Raw genomic sequence first — 16,782 nt, 5'->3', positions numbered from 1 at the left:
TCTGGGAGAGGGTTAGGGTGAGGGTCGATGGCTCAACGCTATTTTCCTGAAGGACGCTAGATGAAGATTTCCAGACAAGCCTACGCCGACATGTTCGGCCCCACCGTCGGCGACAAGGTGCGCCTGGCCGACACCGAGCTGTGGATCGAAGTCGAACAGGACTTCACCACCTACGGCGAAGAAGTGAAGTTCGGCGGCGGCAAAGTGATCCGCGACGGCCAGGGCCAGAGCCAGTTGCTGGCGGCTGAAGTGGTCGACACCGTCATCACCAACGCGTTGATCATCGACCACTGGGGCATCGTCAAGGCCGACGTCGGCCTCAAGGACGGGCGCATCGCCGCGATCGGCAAGGCCGGCAACCCGGACGTGCAGCCCGGCGTGACCATCGCCATCGGCGCCAGCAGCGAAGTGATCGCCGGCGAAGGCATGATCCTCACCGCCGGCGGCATCGACACCCACATCCACTTCATCTGCCCGCAGCAAATCGAAGAAGCGCTGATGAGCGGCGTCACCACCATGATCGGCGGCGGCACCGGCCCGGCCACCGGCACCAACGCCACCACCTGCACCTCTGGGCCGTGGCACCTGGCGCGGATGCTCCAGGCGGCGGACGCGTTCCCGATGAACATCGGCCTCACCGGCAAGGGCAACGCCAGCCTGCCGGAACCGCTGATCGAACAGGTCAAGGCCGGCGCCATCGGCCTCAAGCTGCACGAAGACTGGGGTACCACCCCGGCGAGCATCGACAACTGCCTGAGCGTTGCCGACCAGTACGACGTGCAGGTGGCGATCCACACCGACACCCTCAACGAGTCCGGTTTCGTCGAAACCACCCTCGGCGCGTTCAAGGGTCGCACCATCCACACCTATCACACCGAAGGGGCCGGTGGCGGCCATGCGCCGGACATCATCAAAGCCTGCGGTTTCGCCAACGTGCTGCCGAGTTCGACCAACCCGACCCGGCCGTTCACCCGCAACACCATCGACGAACACCTCGACATGCTGATGGTCTGCCACCACCTCGACCCGAGCATTGCCGAAGACGTGGCGTTCGCCGAAAGCCGCATCCGCCGCGAAACGATTGCCGCCGAAGACATCCTGCATGACCTCGGCGCGTTCTCGATGATCAGCTCCGACAGCCAGGCCATGGGCCGCGTCGGCGAAGTCATCACGCGCACCTGGCAGACTGCCGACAAGATGAAAAAGCAGCGCGGCCCGCTCGCGCAGGACGGCGAAGGCAACGACAACTTCCGCGCCAAACGCTACATCGCCAAGTACACGATCAACCCGGCGATCACCCATGGCATCAGCCATGAAGTGGGTTCGGTGGAAGTCGGGAAGTGGGCCGATCTGGTGCTCTGGCGCCCGGCGTTCTTTGGCGTGAAGCCAACGCTGATCCTCAAGGGCGGCGCCATCGCCGCGAGCCTGATGGGTGACGCCAACGCCTCGATCCCGACCCCGCAACCGGTGCACTACCGCCCGATGTTCGCCAGCTACGGTGGCTCGCTGCACGCCACCAGCCTGACCTTCATCAGCCAGGCGGCGCAGGCGTCGGGACTGCCCGAAGCGTTGGGCCTGAAGAAGAAAATCGCCGTGGTCAAAGGTTGCCGCGAGGTGCAGAAAACCGACCTGATCCACAACGACTATCTGCCGAACATCGACGTCGACCCGCAGACCTATCAGGTCAAGGCCGACGGCGTGCTGCTCTGGTGTGAACCGGCCGAAACCCTGCCGATGGCACAGCGTTACTTCCTGTTCTGACAGCCGACGCACGCAAAAAAGACCCCGAGCACCTGCCTGACGCAGGGTCTCGGGGCCTTTTTCGTGGTGCTGGAAAACCACCGGGCAAAGGGTCGTGTATTTCTCGCCAAAGGGACTAATATTCGATTCGCTGTCGCCTTTTTTCAGGAACTGCCCATGCGTCTTTCCGAGTTCATCCTGGCCAATATCGACGCTATCGTCGATGAATGGGAACAGTTTGCCGCTACCATCACCCCGGCCGCCGACTATCTGGACTCCGCCGGTCTGCGCGATCACGCCAGCGCCATCCTGCGGGCCGCCGCCCGCGACATGAGCAAACCGCAAAGCCGCGACGAACAGGTCGCCAAGGCCAAGGGCGAGGGCCCCGAAAAGACCCCGAGTCTGGATGAAGCCGGCGCCAGCCATGGAGAACTTCGCCATACCGTCGGCTTTGACCTGGTGCAGATGACCTCGGAATTCCGCCACCTGCGCGCCTGTGTGATACGGCGCTGGGTCGACAGTCTGGAATCGCCGGACATGGCGTACTTCCAGGACATGATCCGCTTCAACGAAGCCATCGACGAAGCCCTGGCCGAATCGACCGCCGCCTACGCCGAGCAGGTCAACCGCTCACGCGACATTTTCCTCGCCATTCTCGGCCATGACCTGCGCGCGCCCCTGCAAGCGGTGAGCATGTCCACCGAGTTGCTGATGCGCAAAACCACGCTGCAAGGCGATGCTCTGACTTGCGCGCTGAACATCAAAACAGGCGCGCGACACATGGGGGCCATGGTCAGCGACCTCTTGGAGCTGGTACGCAGCCGCCTGGGCAGAAGCCTGCCGATCGAACCCGCGCCGATGGACCTGGCCGACGCGGCGCGAGCGGCCATCGCCGAGGCCTGCGCCGGCAATCCACAATGCGACCCGACCCTGAAAGCCGAGGGCGATACCCGTGGCGTCTGGGATGCCGGACGGATCGATCAACTGCTGCAGAATCTGATCGGTAATGCCTTGCAGCATGGCTCGAACCGGCAGGAGATCCTGGTGACGCTGCGGGGCGACGCTGCAAGCGTGCACCTGAGCGTGCACAACCACGGCGTGCCGATCCCTGAGGAAGCCATCGGCACCCTTTTCGATCCATTGGTGCGCAGTGCCGACGAAGAACTCGGACAGCCGTCGACCAGCCTCGGTCTGGGCCTGTTCATCGTCAAGGAAGTGGTGACCGCCCACGGCGGGACGATCGAAGTCAGTTCAAGCGCAGCCGACGGTACGCTGTTCAGCGTGACGCTGCCCAGACGGGTATGAAACGCTACTCGACCACCAGCCGCGCCAGACGCTGACGGAGCATGCGGTTCTCGGATCGCAACTCCTGCACTTCTTCCAGCAGGTCCAGCGCCAGCGCGACACCTTCCCATTCCAGCTCCAGGTCGCGCCGCAGCTTGGCGGCGCGTTTGGCCAGGGCCAGTTCGTAATCGGTGAAGCGCCATTCCCTGGGCTGCGCGCCCTGAGGTTCGAGGATGCCGTGTTCGACGATTTCGATCACGTAGACGTCCGACAGGTCGGCCGCCTCACAGAATTCTGCCATGTCCAGTTGAACGATCAGGGGGCTGCTCATGTTGGGCTACTCCGTCGTCAGTATCAGAAGTTCTCGCGCGGATTGAAGGCGGCCTTCTTCGCCAGTTCCTGCCACAGCGCCTTGACGTCATCGCCGTTGGCTTTGGGCATCACGGCCTTGAGCTGGACGAACAGATAACCGCGCTCGCCCGCCTTGTTCTGCAGACCGTGGCCCTTGGCACGCATGCGCTGGCCGTTCTGGCTGCCGGCCGGGACCTTGAGGTTGATCTTGCCGGTCAGGGTCGGCACGGCCACTTCGGCGCCCAGCGCCAGCTCCCACGGTGCCAACGGCAAGGTGATGATCAGGTTTTCGCCTTCAACGTCGAATTTCGGGTGCGGCGCGAAACGGATGGTCAGGTACAGATCGCCATTGGCGCCGCCACCGATGCCCGGTGCGCCCTGGCCCTTGAGGCGGATGCGCTCGCCGTCGGCCACGCCGGCCGGGATCTTCACGTTCAGGCTCTTGCTGGTGTTGCTGACATGCTGGCCCGAACCGTTGTATTGCGGCACCTGGAAGCTGATCTTTTTCGATTCGTTCGAAAGCGTCTCTTCCAGAAAGATCGGCAGTTCCAGTTCCACGTCTTGCCCTCGCCGTCCGGCGCTGCGGGATTGCCGGCCAGCGCCGCCACCGAAACCGGGGCCGCGATTGCCGAAGATCGAACTGAAGAAGTCCGAGAAGTCACCGGTGTCGCCACCGCCGCCACCAAAGCCGCCACGGCTCTGCCAGCCCGGCGGGCCCTGAAACGGCTGACCGTGCTGGCCATAACGACGCAGTTCGTCGTATTCGGCGCGCTTGTCGGCGCTTTTCAGCGCTTCATAGGCTTCCGAGGCGTCCTTGAACTTGGCCTCGGCGTCCTTTTCCTTGCTGACATCGGGGTGGTATTTGCGCGCCAGCTTGCGATAGGCAGCCTTGATCGCCTTGTCGTCAGCCGTCGGCTCCACGCCGAGTATCTTGTAATAGTCTTTGAAGTCCATCGAAGGAATCACCATCCGTTATCGATTTCGCGCCGATGCCAGCATGCGCCGATTCGCACGTGCCGGGTTGACCGATCTCAAGGTTGTGACCGGGTGGCGCAGCAGAAGTTTATCGGCAGTGGACGGCGGTTCTTGCGACCGCCGGTATGTCTGCCGGCCCATGCCAGCAAGTTTGGGGCAAAGCGCCGAGTTTCAAGCAAGCTTAGTCGTGAAATAGCAGATGACCGGCCTTCGAATCTGTCGCGCACTGACATACACTGCGCGGCCGTTTTTTGACCGGAACCGTAAGACCATGAAAGACGCCTCTCCAGCCCGTGCCTGCGGCATCGACTTCGGCACGTCCAACTCCACCGTCGGCTGGCTGCGCCCCGGCATGGAAACGATGATCGCGCTGGAAGACGACAAGATCACCCTGCCGTCGGTGGTCTTTTTCAACATCGAAGAGCGCCGTCCGGTTTACGGCCGTCTGGCGCTGCACGAATACCTGGAAGGCTACGAAGGTCGGCTGATGCGCTCGCTCAAGAGCCTGCTGGGTTCCAAGCTGATCAAGCACGACACCAGCGTCCTCGGCACCGCGATGCCGTTCAAGGACTTGCTCGGGCTGTTCATCGGCCAGCTCAAGAGCCGCGCTGAAGCGACCGCCGGTCGTGAGTTCGAGCAAGTGGTGCTGGGCCGTCCGGTGTTCTTCGTCGACGACGATCCGCTGGCCGACCAGGAAGCCGAGGACACCTTGGTGGAAGTGGCACGCAAGCTCGGTTTCAAGGACGTGTCGTTCCAGTACGAGCCGATTGCCGCGGCCTTCGACTACGAGTCGACCATCGAAAAGGAAGAGCTGGTCCTGATCGTCGACATCGGCGGTGGTACCTCGGACTTCTCGCTGGTGCGCCTGTCGCCCGAACGTCGTGGTGTGGATAACCGCCACGACGACATTCTCGCCACCGGTGGCGTGCACATCGGCGGGACCGATTTCGACAAACAGCTGAGCCTGCAAGGCCTGATGCCGCTGTTCGGCTACGGCAGCCGCATGAAAAGCGGCGCGTTCATGCCGACCAGCCACCACATGAACCTGGCGACCTGGCACACCATCAACTCGGTGTACTCGCAGAAATCGACCCTGGCCCTGGGCAGCATGCGCTACGACATCGAGGACACCGGCGGCATCGACCGTCTGTTCAAGCTGATCGAACAGCGCGCCGGGCACTGGCTGGCGATGGAAGTGGAAGAAACCAAGATCCACCTGACCCACAACGACAGCCGTCATGTGCCGCTGGATCGCATTGAGTCGGGCCTGAGCGTGGAACTGACCCGGGCATTGTTCGAGTCGGCCATCGAGTCGCAGCTCGAGCGCGTGCGCGCCAGCGTCACCCGGTTGCTGGCCGACGCGAATGTGGCGGTGGGTCAGGTCGATACGGTGTTCTTCACCGGCGGTTCCAGCGGCATCCCGGCACTGCGCAACAGCGTCTCGGCGATGCTGCCGAACGCGCGGCATGTGGAAGGGAACATCTTTGGCAGCATTGGTAGCGGTCTGGCGATTGAAGCCATGAAACGTTACGGCTCGGTGAACTGATCCAAAAGCGGCGGTGCGCCCTTCGCGAGCAAGCCCGCTCCCGCAGGTTCAGTGTGATCCTGTGGGAGCGGGCTTGCTCGCGAAAGGGCCAGTTCAGACGCTGGAAGTCTGGATCAAACCATCCCGCCCAGCTTCAACTCACTCTTCAGATACGCGTAATAAATCGGCCCCGCCACCACCCCCGGCAGGCCGAACGCGGCCTCGAACACCAGCATTGCCAGCAGCAACTCCCAGGACTTGGCACTGATCTGCCCGCCGACGATGCGCGCGTTGAGAAAGTATTCGAGCTTGTGGATAAAGATCAGGTAGCCCAGCGCCGCAATCGCCACCCAGATCGACAGCGACAGGCCGACGATGGTGATCAGCGTGTTCGACATCAGGTTGCCGATCACCGGCAGCAGGCCGAGCAGGAAGGTCAGCACGATCAGGGTCTTGGTCAGCGGCAGCTTGATCCCGAACAGCGGCAGGATCACGGCCAGGAAGATCCCGGTGAAGAAGGTGTTGAGCAGGGAAATCTTGATCTGTGCGAACACGATGTTGCGAAACGCCTGAACCAGCAGGTGCAGACGGTCGAACAGGGCGGCCGCCAGCGGTTTGCGCTTGGTGACGTCCGGTACGCGCTGCAAGGCGATGATCGCGCCCAGCACCATGCCGATCAGCAGCGTCACGAACATGTGCGCCGCGTCCTTGCCCACCAGTTGCAGCTCCGACAAATGCTTGCTCGCCCATTCACCGATGGCCACCCGGAACTCGGCGGCACTGGCCGGCAGGTAGCTATCGATAAACGGCGGCAGTTGCCCGCGGGCGCGGTCAACCACACCCATGAATTTGTCGAGGGAAGCGCCGGGGTTTTCCGCTTCATGCAACAGGAAACTGATAGCCCCGGCAAAGATCAGTGCCAGCACACTCACCACCAGCGTGCCCAGCAGCGCCACCGCCAGCCAGCGCGCGCGACGGCCTTCGATCAGCCGTTGCAGTTGCGGGGTGAGCATGTTGACCAGTTCGAACACCAGCAACCCGGCCAGCAGGCTTGGCAGCAAACGCAATGGCAACACCAGCAACAGACCGCCGAAAATGATGATGCAACTGACCCAGAACACAACATGACGCTCAGAAAACGTTGGCATACAGCCTCAAAACGAACGGCGTAAAAGGATTGGCAGTCTGCCAGCGATCCGGCGCCGAAGCGAGCGGATGCCCTGCCGCTCGCTGCGATCTGTCGATCTTATTTTTTCTTCAGACAATCACTCATGAACGTCTTGCGCGCATCCCCCGTCAGCGCCTTGGTGGCCGCATCGGCATTGCAGGTTTTCATTTTCTGTTGCTGCGGGGTCAGGGCCTTGGCGTCGTTGGCCGCCGGGGCTGCCTTGAGGCAGGTGCTCATGAAGGCTTTGCGCTCGTCGCCCTTGAGGCTCTTGGCCGTGGCGTCGGCGTTGCAGGTGGTCATCTTGTTCTGTTGCGCCGTGGCGGCGAAACCCTGGGAGCACAGCAGCAGACCGATCATCAACAAAGGGACACGCAACATCTTCATGGAGTTTTCTCCTTGGCGCCGCCTCGATGGAGGCGGCCTCTGCTGGAGTGTAGTCAAAGCTTGTTACACCTTCCTAGCCTCAAGATGGCTGCGCCGATACTGCTCCGGGGTACATCCGGCCTGCCGGGCAAACATGGCGATGAAGGCCGAACCGCTGCTGTAGCCGAGATCGAAGGCGATTTCCTGCACGCTGCGCGAACTCTCCAGCGCCTCGATCGCCGCAAGATAGCGCAGCCGCTGACGCCATTCGCCGAAACTCATCCCCAGCTCCCGCACGAACTGCCGGGCCAGGGTGCGCTCGCTGACATACACCTGCGCCGCCCAGTGCGCCAGCGGCTGGTTGTTGCCGGGCTCGGCCTGCAGGGTTTCAAGGATGGTCAGCAATCCGGGGCTGCTGGCGTAGGGCAGATAGCATTGATGAACCGGCGCCTGGCGCAATTGATCCACCAACACCTGGGCCAGGCGCTGGTCGGCTTCGAACGCGGGAATCTTCACATCGCGGGCGGCGAAGTCCTTGAGGATCGCCTTGAGAATGTCGCTGATCGCAAGAGTGCAGGCCTGCGCCGGCAAATCGGAACACACATCCGGCGCCAGGCACACCGCCCGATAATTGACCGGCTGATGGCTGTAGAAACTGTGCTCGACCTGCGGCGGCACCCACACCGCGTACTGCGGCGGCGACATGAAACGGCTGCCGTCGACATCCATGTGCAGCACGCCGTGGGCTGCGTACTCCAGCGTGCCCCACGGATGGCGGTGCGGCGCGGCGTATTCATGGGCGTTGAAGTCGGCATAGCGGAAATACACTGCCGACGGCAGTTCGCTGAAATCCAGCAGATCGATGTGTTTACTGTTCATGCTGTCCGGAATCAGGGGCGGGTTGTCCGGTTCGCAGTATAGGCCTGCATCCAGACAGGGGATAATCGCCGTTCATCAACGTACTGGTTTCTCCTCCCATGCAATACGCGTTTCCCCTGCTGGCGATTTTCATCTGGGCCGGCAACACCGTGATCAACAAGCTCGCGGTCGGTGCGATCTTTCCCGCCGAGATCGGCTTTTACCGCTGGCTGCTCGCCGGCCTGCTGTTTACCCCGTTCATGCTCAAGAAGGTGATCGCGCACTGGCCGCAGATTCGCCCGAACCTGGGCAAGATCTTCATCCTCGGTGTACTCGGCATGGCGGTCTACCAGAGCCTGGCCTACTTCGCCGCGACCCTGACCAGCGCCACCAACATGGGCATCATCCTGTCCCTGATGCCGCTGATGTCGCTGGCCATGGCGATCATCAGCCTCGGCCAGCGCCTGACGGCCGGTGCGCTGGTCGGTGCGCTGCTGTCGTTCGCCGGTGTGCTGGTGGTGGTGTCGTCCGGCAGCCTCGGCGCGTTGCTGCAACACGGGGTGAACCTGGGTGACGCGATGATGCTGGTCGCCACCCTCGCCTACGCGATCTACAGCACCCTGCTGAAAAAGTGGCAACTGCGCCTGCCGCCGCTGGTGTTGCTGTATTTGCAGGTGCTGGTGGCGGTGGTGGTGCTGTTTCCGCTGTACGCCGTGTCGCCGAAAACCGGCCTGACCCTGCAGAACATTCCGCTGGTGCTGTATGCGTGCCTGCTGGCCTCGATGCTCGCGCCGCTGGCGTGGATGCAGGCCGTGCAGCGTCTGGGCCCGAGCCGGACCACGCTGTTCTTTAACCTGCTGCCACTGATCACCGCGCTGATTGCTGCGGTGGTATTGAAGGAACAACTGGCGATGTATCACCTGGTCGGTGGTTTGCTGACACTGGGTGGGGTAATTCTTTCCGAGCGCTGGACCACCGTCCTCGGTCGCTCCCGCACTCCAAGCGCCGCCTAGACTCCTGCGGCTTTCAACCGTGCCGCATGCTCGACAAACAGCCGCACCGGATCCGCGCCTTTGCCGACCAGTCCCAGTGACTGGTTGACGATGTCGAAGTGATCCATCGGGTAGTCATCGCCGATGACCGTGCCCAGGTGCGAGCTGTAGCGTCCGACCATGCCGTCGCACTGCCCCGGCTCGCGCACGAAGGTTTTGGCGAACAACCGGCAACTGCGGTTGGTGCCGTCGAACAGGTTGCCACCACGATCGGTCTTGCCCGGCTGCAAGGTGCCGGACCACGAGTAATAGCGCACCCCGTTGACCTCTTCCGGCCCGTGCCCGCCCCAGGTTTGCGGCAAGCCCTGTGGATAACGCTGGTTGAACAGCGCCACGCCTTCGGTGGTCAGCGAGTTGTGCGAGGCGTGGATATCCACCGGCAGTTTCGGCCCGTGATAGCCGGTTTCCAGCAGTGCCATCAGCCAGCCGACAAAGCGTAACAGCGCCTCAAGAATGCGCCCCTTGGCGCTGTCCGCCGGATAGTGTTTCGCCAGGTAGTCGGCCAGTTCCGAACCGTGATTGGGCCCGGCCACCGACGTCACCGAGGCCACCAGGTCCGGACGCTTGGCCGCCGCATAACGCGCCGTCAGCGACCCCTGGCTATGGCCGAAGAGATTGACCTTGGCCGCACCGGTCTCGCGCAGGATTTCATCGATGCGCGCCAGCAACTGCTCGCCGCGCACTTCGGTGGAGTTGAGCGGCGACACCTGCACCGCAATCACTGTCGCACCACCCCGGCGCAACGCTTTGATGATCCCGTACCAGTACGGGTACAGCACGAGACGGATGAAACCGAGCATTCCCGGCACCAGCACCAGTGGATAACGTGTGGCCGAATCTTGCGACATGGGCAAACATCCTTGTGGTCGGTGAGTGGATGCAAGGCGTGCAAAACGCCCGCCAAGCATCCTCCTCGATGATGACAACTCCACGACCAGCCTACTTCAGCCCCACCACCCCCGCCACAATCAGCCCCACCGACAGCAACTTCACCAGCGTCAGACTCTCGCCCAGCAGGGCGAAACCGAGAAACACCGTGCCGAGCGAACCGATGGCGGTCCAGATCGGATAGGCGATGCTCACCGGCAACTCGCGCATCGCCAGGGTCAGGAAGTACACCCCGCCCACCGCCGCGACCACAGTGATCAGCGATGGCCAGAGCCGGGTGAAACCTTCGGCGTACTTCATGCCCATGGCGAAAGTGACCTCAAACCCGGCCGCGATCAGCAGAAACAGCCAGGCCACCTAGAACTCCCGGGCCAGGTCGAGCAAGCGCTGCTCGGCCTCGGCCACCGACACCGCGAAGGTGCGCTCGGAGGATTCCTCACCCTCGGCGGCGACCACCGTGACGTCGTTGATGCCGATGAAACCCAATGCCGTGCGCAGCCATGGATCGGCATGGTTCAGCGCCTCCAGCTCGCCACCCGGGCCGAATCCGAAACCGCCGCGACTGGTGACGATCAGCGCCTTCTTGCCGTGCAACAACGGCGTGTACTGGGCGATGCCGTTGTCGAGGGTGTGATCAAACGTCAGGCCCAACCGGACGATCTGATCGACCCAGGCCTTGAGGCCGCTGGGCACGTTGAAGTTGTACATCGGCGTGGAAATCAGCAGCAGGTCGTGATCGAACAGCTCGCCCACCAGTTGATCGCTGAGCGCCAGATCGGCTTGCATCGTCAGCGGTCGAGCCTCGGGCTCCGGGTAAAACGCCGCCGCGACAAACGCCTCATTAACCGCCGGAATCACCGCCCGCCCGACTTCACGGCGGGTGACCTGAGCCTGTGGATGGCGGACTTGCCAGGCGCAGAGAAAGCTTTCTGCCAGACGCCGCGAATGAGAACGTTCACCGCGTGGGCTGGCATGGATTGCAAGAATCTTGCTCATCTGAATCTCCTTGAGGTCTAGACTTGAGTGACTGTGTGGCGCCAGATTGCAGGCATCACATCACCGCCTCAAATGAGCAAAAATCAGTCGGGATGAATTGATCTCATCCGTGGAGTTTTCATGTTCGCAGCCTTGCCCCTGACCGCCCTGCGCGCGTTCGAATCCGCCTCACGTCTGTTGAGTTTCAAGGCGGCCGCCGAAGAACTGGCGGTGACGCCCACGGCGATTTCCCATCAGATCCGCTCGCTGGAGGACTGGCTCGGCGTGGCGCTGTTCGAACGCCTGCCGCGTCAGGTGCGCCTGACCGAGGGCGGCGAGCGGCTGTTTCGCAGCCTGCACGGCGCATTTCTGGAAGTGGCGCAAAGCGTCGACACCCTGCGCCCGCAACGCAGCGGCAGCAGCTTGACGCTGTCGACCACCGCCGCGTTTGCTGCGCTATGGCTGGTGCCGCGCCTGGGGCGGTTTTACGCCAGGCACCCGAATATCAATGTGCGCCTGGATACGCATTGCGAAGTCATCGACCTGCATCAGGACGCGAGCGTCGATCTGGTGTTGCGCTACAGCCTCGACGATTACCCGAACCTCTACGGGTTGTGCCTGTTCGATGAATCGTTCGGCGTGTACGGCTCGCCGGAACAGGTGGCGCTGGCCGCCCGTCGCACCCCGGCGCTGATCAGCGTGCATTGGCACAATTCGAAGCTCTACGCCCACGGCTGGGAGGCCTGGTGCGCGCAGTCGGGCGAGAACTGGCTGAATCAGCACCCGGCCGTCCGCGAGTACGACGAAGAGCATTACGCCCTGCAAGCGGCCATTGCCGGACAGGGGCTGGTGCTGGCGAGCAATATTCTGGTGTCGCAGAGCGTCGCCAGTGGTCTGCTGGTGCCGTACAAGGGTGAAGTGCAGGTCGACGGCGCCGGTTACAGCGCACTTTGCGTACCGGGCCGCGAGCGGCACCCGCCGGTGAAGGCGTTTTTTGCCTGGCTGCGCGAGGAGGCATTGCTTTCGGGACATGCCCCGCGCTGAATCCGACAAAACTTTTTGCCGCGTTCATCACTCACAACCTGGTAACGATCACGTCAGCAGAACGTGACGCCAATCGGATTAGCCTCCAGGAGACTGAAATGAGTGACCTGCATTTGTCTGATGTTCAAACCCTGCGCGAGCGCGCACGACTGCATGTGGAAAATGGCGCGGTGACCGAAAGCTACAGCGCCAACCGTGAAGAAGTGCTGCGCCTGCTCAACGAGTCGCTGGCCACTGAACTGGTCTGCGTCTTGCGCTACAAGCGCCACTACTTCATGGCCAACGGCCTGAAAGCCAACGTCGCCGCCAACGAGTTCCTCGAGCACGCCACTCAGGAAGCCGAACACGCCGACCGTCTCGCCGAACGCATCGTGCAACTGGGCGGCGAGCCCGAATTCAACCCTGACCTGCTGTCGAAGATGTCCCACGCGCAATACGTGGCCGGCAACACCTTGAAGGAAATGGTCTACGAGGACTTGGTGGCCGAGCGGATCGCCATCGACAGCTACCGCGAGATCATCCAGTACATCGGTGAAAAGGATCCGACCACCCGCCGGATCTTCGAAGACATCCTGGCTCAGGAAGAAGAGCATGCCGATGACATGGCCGATATCCTGAAAGACCTGTAATTCTGGCGAAAACCGCCTTCGCGAGCAGGCTCGCTCCCACAATGGAAATGCATTCCAAATGTGGGAGCGAGCCTGCTCGCGAAGAGGCCCTGTCAATCACCGATCATTTTGTAGGTTTCACTGTGACGGGTGCCTTGCCCGCCTTCATCTGCTCCAGCAACGGCGCGCACTGATTCGGCTCGCCGCCGCTCGGCGCCACCAGCGCCAGCAGCCCCGCCGCCGGCGCGGCGATCACGCCCAACGCCACCATCCCTGCCCCGCGCAACATCAACGGCACCGCTTTCACCCCGGCATCCGGCTTGATGAACTTGCCGCGTACATACAACGGCGAGCGCAGGGAAATCAGGCGCCAGCCCTTGGATTCCGGCGTCACCGTCAGATCCAGTTGCTCGGTGGCCATGTTCGCCGTGCCGTCGATGTAGATGATCGCGTTCTCGGTATCGAACACAAACAGCCGCGTACTGGCCAGGCCGGTCTTGATGTCGAAGTCCGCCGCCGCGCAGTTGATCTTCACTTCCTTGTCGCCAAAGATCTTGCCGACCACGTAGTTGCCGACGTTCAGGCCTGCCAGCTCCATCAACTCGCGACTGATGGCGCCGTCGTTGATCAGCATCTTCAGATTGCCGTTGGCGCCGCCCAGCAGCTTCGCCACCGAGTTGCCGCGACCGGCGATGTCGGCATCGCCGTTAAGCTCGCCGAAACTGGTCTTCATCGGTTCGAAGGTCGGGAACAGCTGTTTGAGCTTGAACTTGCGCGCGGTCAATTTGGCCCGGCCTTCCAGTGGCTCGGTACGACCGTTGAGGCGAATCTGCGCGTCGAGATTGCCGCCGGCCACACCGAAGCGCAGTGGCTCCAGGCTCAGTTCGCCGTCGTTGAGTTTCAGGTGGGTATAGAGATCGGTGAAAGGCAGTTCTTCACTGTGGACGATGCGTTTGCCGGTGAATTCGACGTCGGCGTCCATGTCGCGCCAGCGCTCGGTCTTGAACTCTTCCACCGGCAACACCTTGTCCGCCGGCTGCTTGCTCTCGCCGCCACGGGCCTTCTGCTTGGCATTGGAGTCGGCACCGATCAGCGGCGCGAGGTCGGCAAACAACAGTTGATTGGACAGCAGCGCGCCACTCAGCTTGGGCCGTGGCTGGCTGGCGACGTAGGCCAGATCGCCATGGATGTCGCTGCTGCCGATCTTGCCGTTGAACTGTTCGTAGCGGAACTGCGCGCCGCCCGGCTCATGCAGCTTGGCGATCAAATGGCCGTCGGTGGCATAAGGCGGGGTGTCCGGCAGGGTTACGCCGGTCAGCGGATACAGATTGCCGAGGCTGGCGCCGGCCAGTTTCAGGCGCAGATCGAGGGCGCCGAGATTCAGCGGATCGGTCAGGGTGCCGGCGAGTTCGACGCTGGTATCACCGATCTTCGCCTGGGCCTGCAACGGGAACGGTTTGCTCGCGTCCTGTAGCGCCAGCAGGCCGCCGATCTTGCCCTGACCGGCAAGTTTCTGGCCGTGGTACTGGCCGGTGACTTTCAGGCCGAAGGCGTAATCCTGCGGTGCACCGCCCTTGTCCTGTGCGGTTTTCGCGGCTTTTTCACCGACGATATCGCTGAACGGAATCGGCTTGCCCAGCGGATCGATCAGCAAGTCGAGGTTGGTCCTGAGGGTCTGGTCATCCAGGGTGACGTGGCCCTTGTCGAAACCGATGGCGCCGATGTCGACCACCCAGTTCGAGGGCTCGGCGTTCGGGTCCTTGGGATCGAACTTGAAGGTCCAGTTGGCGCGACCGTCGGCCAGGCGCTGCAATTGCGCGTTCGGCTCAGTCAGGTCGATCCGCGGGATCGTCACCCGTTGCGCCAGCAAGGCCAGTGGCGAGATGCGCAGCTCGACCCGTTTGAGGGTGACCATCTGCGGCTGTTTCGACCAGTCCGGATTGCCCAGCGTCAGGTCTTCGGCCACCACATGCGGCCACGGCACCCAGGCGCGCCAGCCGCCCTCGTCGATTTCGCGCCGCCAGACCACCGACAGGTTGCCGTTGATGGCGAACGGTCGGTGCAATTCTTCCGAGACTTTGGCATTGAGCGGCGGCTTGATCCGGTTCCAGTCGAAAAACACGATGACCAACACCAGCACCGCCAGAAGCAGCACAAGGGTGGCGAAGGTCCAGGCGAAGATTTTACGGGTGCGCGTCATGCACAAAGCTCCTGAAGACGACTGCATCCATTGGCACGACGCAGCTGAAACGGCAGGCCATGATGGCCCTCATGAAATCTGTGACTGACAAACAGCCCGCAGGTTTAATCCAAAGCCCCAGCGAGGGGAAAAAACGGTCGCCATTCTGACCGATCGGTCGATTTGGCTTTACCGGCCCCGCACATTTGCGGGGCGCAAGTGGGTGGAAAATACCCACCGCAGTGCAAAACCGCCCGCCTGAAACGCCCGAGCTAGAGCCTCCCAATGGAACAATCAATTCTGTTGATTATTACCATTGTGTTTATGAACTTTTATATCGACTTATCGAGAGTAGCATTAGCTTCGTACCCACTTTATCGCCCTCCCAAGGAGCAACCCATCATGAAACGCCAACTTCTGTTCAGTCTTACCCTCTCGATGCTGGCCAGCACCGCTTTCGCTCTGCCAGCTGCCGATCAAGCAACGCCGCAAGTCAAAACCAGCCACTCGGTGTTCAGCCAGACTGTTGCTGCTGATGGCTCGGACCGCACTCCACAAGGCCAGACCCTGGCTGAAAACGGTCGTAACCGTCTGGAAGAAAAAGGCCTGGTTCAAGATGGCTATGACAAAACCCCACAAGGTCAAACCGTAGCTGAAGGTGGTCGCGATCGTCTGGAAGAGAAAGGTCTGGTTCAAGACGGTTCGGATCGCACTCCACAAGGTCAAACCCTGGCTTCTGACGGCGGCGACCGTACCCCACAAGGCCAGACGCTGGCATCGGACGGTGGTGATCGCACCCCACAAGGTCAAACTCTGGCCGAAGGCGGTGGTGACCGTGTGATCGAACGCAACAGCGCTTTGAGCTAAGCCCATGGCGGCCTGGAAAAAAAGCCCAATCCCCGGATTGGGCTTTTGACTTTTCAGCAGCCTGTATAAAGAAGTCGCGATTTCCCGCCTCCATCTCCCCTGCCGTTCGACGCCGACAAAGCCGATTTGCTAGAGTGCGGCGCTTGTCTTGCCTAAGAACACACCCTTGCGATGCTGCCCCGCGCCGAACAGAAACAACAGACCCGCAACGCCCTGATGGACGCTGCCCGCCACCTGATGGAAAGCGGCCGAGGATTCGGCAGCCTGAGCCTGCGTGAAGTGACGAAAACCGCCGGTATCGTGCCCACCGGTTTCTACCGCCATTTCGCCGACATGGACGAACTCGGCCTGGTGCTGGTCAGTGAAGTCGGCCAGACCTTCCGCGAAACCATCCGCCTGGTCCGCCACAACGAATTCGTCATGGGCGGCATCATCGATGCGTCGGTGCGGATCTTCCTCGACGTGGTCAGCGCCAACCGTTCGCAATTCCTGTTTCTGGCCCGCGAGCAGTACGGCGGATCGTTGCCGGTGCGTCAGGCCATCGGCCGCTTGCGTGAAGACATCAGCTCCGACCTGGCGGCGGACCTGGCCCTGATGCCCAAGCTTCAGCATCTGAATCGCGATGGCCTGAGCGTGATGGCCGACCTGATCGTCAAATCGGTGTTCGCCACCCTGCCGGACATCATCGACCCGCCCGCCGAAGCTCTGCCGGAGCATCTGACGCCACAGGCGAAGATCACCCAGCAGTTGCGCTTTATCTTTATCGGGCTGAAGCACTGGCAAGGGCTCGGCAGTACCGAATAGTTCTCCTCCAGATCCCCCAACCCCCACGTAAGCTCCTATTTGGTGCATGTAAAAAACTTCATGCACCAAAACACCTCACAATCCTGCAACATCTTGAAACA

The 16,782-nt window shown here is 62.0% G+C and carries 17 protein-coding genes; 8 read left to right on the top strand and 9 right to left on the bottom strand.

From position 1 onward, the window contains the following. The first annotated feature begins 60 nt into the window (after positions 1-60). Together ureC and ACKUG4_RS05815 are read left to right on the top strand one after the other, a co-directional pair. A complete protein-coding gene (ureC, locus tag ACKUG4_RS05820; protein ID WP_064593165.1) occupies positions 61-1,761 on the top strand; it encodes an urease subunit alpha in 1,701 nt (566 codons plus the stop codon). Between the two features lie 156 nt (positions 1,762-1,917). Further along, positions 1,918-3,045, top strand: a complete 1,128-nt coding sequence (locus ACKUG4_RS05815; RefSeq protein WP_085611036.1) for a sensor histidine kinase — start codon at positions 1,918-1,920, stop codon at positions 3,043-3,045. A gap of 4 nt (positions 3,046-3,049) precedes the next feature. Here ACKUG4_RS05815 and ACKUG4_RS05810 read toward each other — a convergent pair whose 3' ends face one another. Beyond that, on the bottom strand, positions 3,050-3,355 hold the full coding sequence (locus ACKUG4_RS05810) for a chaperone modulator CbpM (RefSeq protein WP_039766735.1): 306 nt from the start codon (positions 3,353-3,355) through the stop codon (positions 3,050-3,052). Between the two features lie 23 nt (positions 3,356-3,378). After that, positions 3,379-4,329 carry a DnaJ C-terminal domain-containing protein gene (locus ACKUG4_RS05805; RefSeq protein ID WP_064600657.1) on the bottom strand — a complete coding sequence of 317 codons (951 nt, stop codon included), beginning with the start codon at positions 4,327-4,329 and terminating at the stop codon, positions 3,379-3,381. 292 nt (positions 4,330-4,621) lie between these two features. On the opposite strand from ACKUG4_RS05805, the gene ACKUG4_RS05800 reads away from it, so the two are divergent. Further along, entirely contained in the window at positions 4,622-5,896 is a 1,275-nt protein-coding gene (locus ACKUG4_RS05800) for an Hsp70 family protein (RefSeq protein WP_064593161.1), read from the top strand. Between the two features lie 113 nt (positions 5,897-6,009). Here ACKUG4_RS05800 and ACKUG4_RS05795 read toward each other — a convergent pair whose 3' ends face one another. From ACKUG4_RS05795 to ACKUG4_RS05785, 3 genes are all read right to left on the bottom strand, one after another. Then, positions 6,010-7,023 carry an AI-2E family transporter gene (locus ACKUG4_RS05795; RefSeq protein WP_064593159.1) on the bottom strand — a complete coding sequence of 338 codons (1,014 nt, stop codon included), beginning with the start codon at positions 7,021-7,023 and terminating at the stop codon, positions 6,010-6,012. 98 nt (positions 7,024-7,121) lie between these two features. Further along, a complete protein-coding gene (locus ACKUG4_RS05790) occupies positions 7,122-7,427 on the bottom strand; it encodes a PsiF family protein (RefSeq protein WP_011332224.1) in 306 nt (101 codons plus the stop codon). 63 nt (positions 7,428-7,490) lie between these two features. Further along, positions 7,491-8,285 carry an AraC family transcriptional regulator gene (locus tag ACKUG4_RS05785; RefSeq protein WP_445433619.1) on the bottom strand — a complete coding sequence of 265 codons (795 nt, stop codon included), beginning with the start codon at positions 8,283-8,285 and terminating at the stop codon, positions 7,491-7,493. A 98-nt stretch (positions 8,286-8,383) separates the two neighbouring features. On the opposite strand from ACKUG4_RS05785, the gene ACKUG4_RS05780 reads away from it, so the two are divergent. Beyond that, positions 8,384-9,277: a DMT family transporter gene (locus ACKUG4_RS05780; RefSeq protein WP_064593155.1), complete on the top strand. Its 894-nt coding sequence runs from the start codon at positions 8,384-8,386 to the stop codon at positions 9,275-9,277. On the opposite strand, the gene ACKUG4_RS05775 is transcribed toward ACKUG4_RS05780, so the two are convergent. The 3 genes from ACKUG4_RS05775 to ACKUG4_RS05765 form a co-directional block, all read right to left on the bottom strand. Beyond that, on the bottom strand, positions 9,274-10,164 hold the full coding sequence (locus ACKUG4_RS05775) for an esterase/lipase family protein (RefSeq protein ID WP_085611041.1): 891 nt from the start codon (positions 10,162-10,164) through the stop codon (positions 9,274-9,276). The two genes, ACKUG4_RS05780 and ACKUG4_RS05775, sit on opposite strands and share 4 nt — an antisense overlap. A gap of 91 nt (positions 10,165-10,255) precedes the next feature. Next, positions 10,256-10,561 (bottom strand): DMT family transporter, encoded by a 306-nt coding sequence (locus ACKUG4_RS05770; protein ID WP_011332220.1) that lies wholly within the window; start codon positions 10,559-10,561, stop codon positions 10,256-10,258. Then, a complete protein-coding gene (locus ACKUG4_RS05765) occupies positions 10,562-11,200 on the bottom strand; it encodes an FMN-dependent NADH-azoreductase (protein ID WP_445433618.1) in 639 nt (212 codons plus the stop codon). Between the two features lie 120 nt (positions 11,201-11,320). On the opposite strand from ACKUG4_RS05765, the gene ACKUG4_RS05760 reads away from it, so the two are divergent. Then, positions 11,321-12,223: a LysR substrate-binding domain-containing protein gene (locus tag ACKUG4_RS05760; RefSeq protein WP_074689655.1), complete on the top strand. Its 903-nt coding sequence runs from the start codon at positions 11,321-11,323 to the stop codon at positions 12,221-12,223. 98 nt (positions 12,224-12,321) lie between these two features. Next, the gene (locus tag ACKUG4_RS05755; protein WP_064593148.1) at positions 12,322-12,852 is read left to right on the top strand and encodes a ferritin-like domain-containing protein; all 531 of its coding nucleotides are present in this window, start codon (positions 12,322-12,324) and stop codon (positions 12,850-12,852) included. 103 nt (positions 12,853-12,955) lie between these two features. Here the strand turns inward: ACKUG4_RS05755 and ACKUG4_RS05750 are convergent, their stop codons facing one another. Continuing rightward, positions 12,956-15,031, bottom strand: a complete 2,076-nt coding sequence (locus ACKUG4_RS05750) for an AsmA family protein (protein WP_445433617.1) — start codon at positions 15,029-15,031, stop codon at positions 12,956-12,958. 381 nt (positions 15,032-15,412) lie between these two features. On the opposite strand from ACKUG4_RS05750, the gene ACKUG4_RS05745 reads away from it, so the two are divergent. After that, positions 15,413-15,877 carry a hypothetical protein gene (locus ACKUG4_RS05745; protein WP_064379127.1) on the top strand — a complete coding sequence of 155 codons (465 nt, stop codon included), beginning with the start codon at positions 15,413-15,415 and terminating at the stop codon, positions 15,875-15,877. 171 nt (positions 15,878-16,048) lie between these two features. Then, positions 16,049-16,681 carry a TetR family transcriptional regulator gene (locus tag ACKUG4_RS05740; protein WP_039766718.1) on the top strand — a complete coding sequence of 211 codons (633 nt, stop codon included), beginning with the start codon at positions 16,049-16,051 and terminating at the stop codon, positions 16,679-16,681. Positions 16,682-16,782 lie beyond the last annotated feature (101 nt).

It is taken from the genome of Candidatus Pseudomonas auctus (assembly GCF_048654275.1).
Lineage (GTDB): Bacteria > Pseudomonadota > Gammaproteobacteria > Pseudomonadales > Pseudomonadaceae > Aquipseudomonas > Aquipseudomonas pharyngis.
This window is presented reverse-complemented; position numbering and strand designations above follow the sequence as displayed.